The sequence below is a fragment of the Bacillus sp. P4_D3 genome (assembly GCF_056401855.1).
On record NZ_JBFUIN010000327.1, the window covers coordinates 1 to 3587 of the forward strand.

The following is a 3587-nucleotide window of genomic DNA, read 5'->3' on the forward strand; positions in this document are numbered from 1 at the left end:
CAGTAGGGACGATCATTACAAAATCAGCTTCACGTACTTCTGTACCACCATTTCCGCCGATATAAAGTTGGAATCCATTTTCAACACACACAACACCGAAATCTTTCGTAAGTACTTCCGCACAGTTACGTGGACAGCCCGTTACACCCATCTTCATTTTATGAGGTGTATCTACCATTTCTAATGATTGTTCAAGGAGCATACCAAGTCCTAATGAATCTTTCGTACCGAACCGACAGAAACGAGAACCAACACATGATTTTACATTACGAAGCGATTTTGAGTACGCATATCCAGAAGTCATATGTAAGTCAGCCCATACGTTAGGTAAATCTTGTTTCTTAACACCATATAAGCCGATTCGACTCGCACCTGTAATTTTCACGAGAGGGACGTCATATTTTTTCGCAACCTCAGCAATCTTCATTAAATCATCTGCGGTTGTAACGCCTCCGTACATACGTGGAATAACAGAAAATGTACCATCATGTTGGATGTTACCATTCATTCTTTCATTAACGTAACGGGATGATTTATCATCTGCATATTCTTCTGGAATCGCCATACGTAAATAGTAGTTTAAAGCAGGGCGACATTTCGAACAGCCGTCTTCATGTGCAAAACCAAGGACATTTCGTACTTCTTTTGGAGATTTTAAACATTTCTCGTGAATTGCCGCTACGACTTCATCACGTGATAAAGTTGTACATCCACACATACCGGCAGATTGCGTTGAGGCATCAAAAGCATCTCCAAGTGTATGAGATAAAATTTGTTCAACAAGCGGACGACATTTACCACAAGACCCCGCAGCTTTCGTACATCCTTTAACTTCTTCAAAAGTAGTTAACTCTTGCTCTAAAATGGCATGAACGATTGTACCTTTTGTAACACCATTACATCCGCAAATAGTGTCATCCGCACTCATAGTAGCTACGTTAAGTTCACTTCCTTCACCAGCTTTGTGAAGAAGGGAAGCGGCTGTATATTCTTGTATGTCTTCTTCTTTCTTTAACATGCTAAAGAGGCGTGTACCATCAGCAGTATCACCATATAAAACGATACCAACGACTTTATTGTCACGAATTAATACTTTTTTATAGGAACGTTTACATTCATCAAAGATTGATATTGCTTTCGTTATATCATCTTCATAAATTTGGCCAGCAGAGAATAAATCACAACCTGCAACTTTTAATTGCGTACCGACGATACTGCCTGTATATCCATCCGTTTGTAAATTCGTTATTTGTTTTGCTAATATTGCACCTTGTTCATAAAGAGGAGCAACAAGTCCATATGCGATACCATCATGTTCTGCACATTCTCCAACTGCATAAATGGATTCATCATTTGTTTGCATATAGTCRTTGACTACAATGCCGCGATTTACAATTAAGTCAGCATCTTTTGCTATTTGAGTATTTGGACGTATTCCGACAGCCATTACGATTAAATCACAATTTACAATTTCACCATCTTCAAATTGAATACCCTCAACATGATCGGTACCAAGAATCTTCACAGTTTTCTTTTCCATTAGAAATTTCATGCCTTGCGCTTCTAAATCTTCACGCAATAGAGAAGCAGCTTTGGCATCTAATTGTTGCTCCATTAAGCTCGGCATTAAATGAACAATATGTACGTCCATTCCTAAGTCAATAAGACCTCTTGCGGCTTCTAAACCAAGTAATCCACCACCAATGACAACGGCCTTTTTCTTATCTTTAGCAGTATTAATCATAAATTGTGTATCTTCAATTGTTCGGAATCCAGTCACACCGGGAAGGGTGGAACCTTCAACAGGTAATATAAAAGCACTAGATCCTGTTGCGATAATGAGTTTGTCATATGTAAGAGTACGATTTTTTTCTGTGACAATGACTTTTTCTTCTCGGTCAATACTTTGAACTCTCTCGTTTGTATATAAAGTTATTTCATTTTCTTCGTACCAACTATATTCGTTCATAATGATATCTTGCATATTTGTTTTTCCCTGCAGAACATGAGAGAGCATAATGCGATTGTAGTTTGGATGTGGTTCATCTCCAAAAATAGTAATATTATATAAATCACTATCATGTTTTAATATTTCTTCCATACAGCGTATGCCAGCCATACCATTCCCGATCATAACTAAATGTTTTTTCATATTCATTTCCCTTTCTATGTGAAAAGTTGAACAAAGAATTATATTTCCATTATAKAAAATTAAAAAAGAGGGAGATGTGATATTTATCACATATTTATAATGATTCACAAATTGTTAAAATTCGGGTTTATGTGAAGGGAGAAGCGAAAGAGATATTTGGTTATGTGGGCAGATAACTAGATTGTAGTGGAAGTGAAAGGAGAGAGGGACGCTTAATAGTCTGCGGGAAATGAACAAAACCCCGCAAATTAGAGGTTTTACTTTATGAGAGGACTTGTTTTTTAGTGAGATTAAAGAAGAGAGGAAGGAGGAATAATCAGTTGGGAATGAAGAATCCTCCATAACAAGCTGTAGTTCTTCTTCTGAAAGTTCTTTAAAGAGGAAGAACTCTCGTAAATGTTTTTTAATCATTTTTTCTTTCATAAATACAACGCCTTAATGCTACCTGATATATTCCTTTGATAAATTAAATTATATCAAGCTGTCCAGTGAAACGGTGGGGGAACGTGTGAATATTTTTCACAAAATGAAAAGCAGGACATGAGTAAAAATGCTCATGTCCTGCGCCGTAATTAAGCTTTTGCGATAGCACGTGGAAATAAAATGTTATTTTCTAAATGAATATGTTCAAACAAGTCAGATTCAAGAGCTTCAAGGCGCTGGTAAACAAGACGATAAGTGCCGCAAGCTCCTTCTGGTGGAGTAAAATCATTTGTCACCTTACGAAGTTCTTTAATAATATTGCCAGCGTGGCTATGTTCATTCTCCAACTCATCTACTACTTTACATAACTTTGCATAGTTTTCATCAGTTGGATTTTGCTCGAATTCTAAAATTAATGGGAAATCTTCGGTTTCTTCTTTAATTAAATGCTGTTCTAATTCAATTTTAAGTTCATGAAATAGCTTATGAATTTGAGCTAAATGAGGCTGACTTACCCCATGAACGCGTAATACTTTCGTCACATATGGACTTAACTGTGGCAATTCTTCATTTAAATAGCGATGATGCTTATTTACAACATAATCAATCAATTCTTGATAAGAAGCATTTTTCCAATCAATTTCAGATTCATTTAATAGTTTCGTTTTATGATAAAGCGTATTTAACTCTGTGATTACCTCTGATGCTGATAAATTTCTTTCATTAATTGCATCAATAAGTGGTCTATTTCCACCACAACAAAAATCTATTCTATATGATTTAAAAAGATCACTAGCTTTCGGAAATTGTGTTACAATCTCACCGATAATTGAAGTTTCAGTAAATGTATGTTCCATATGAAGACCTCCATAAAGTTTAAATGTAATATCTAAATCAAGAATAGCGATAAATTAAAATCAATGTGGTGATTTAAATCACTTATTATGTGTCATTTTTGAGAATAATAAAAGGAGTTTTATTTAAGTAAGAGGAAGCGTAATTCGTCGCAATA

Annotated in this window: 3 protein-coding genes; all 3 read right to left on the minus strand. The window is 35.6% G+C overall.

Annotated elements, in window-relative coordinates:
• Window positions 1-2152: nitrite reductase large subunit NirB (nirB, locus tag AC1DTM_RS20395; RefSeq protein WP_477000742.1), on the minus strand; the 2152-nt coding region annotated here is incomplete at its 3' end.
• Between the two features lie 114 nt (window positions 2153-2266).
• Window positions 2267-2575 (minus strand): hypothetical protein, encoded by a 309-nt coding sequence (locus tag AC1DTM_RS20400; RefSeq protein WP_088099007.1) that lies wholly within the window; start codon window positions 2573-2575, stop codon window positions 2267-2269.
• Between the two features lie 149 nt (window positions 2576-2724).
• A complete protein-coding gene (ric, locus tag AC1DTM_RS20405) occupies window positions 2725-3432 on the minus strand; it encodes an iron-sulfur cluster repair di-iron protein (RefSeq protein WP_016104688.1) in 708 nt (235 codons plus the stop codon).
• Between the last annotated feature and the right edge of the window lie 155 nt (window positions 3433-3587).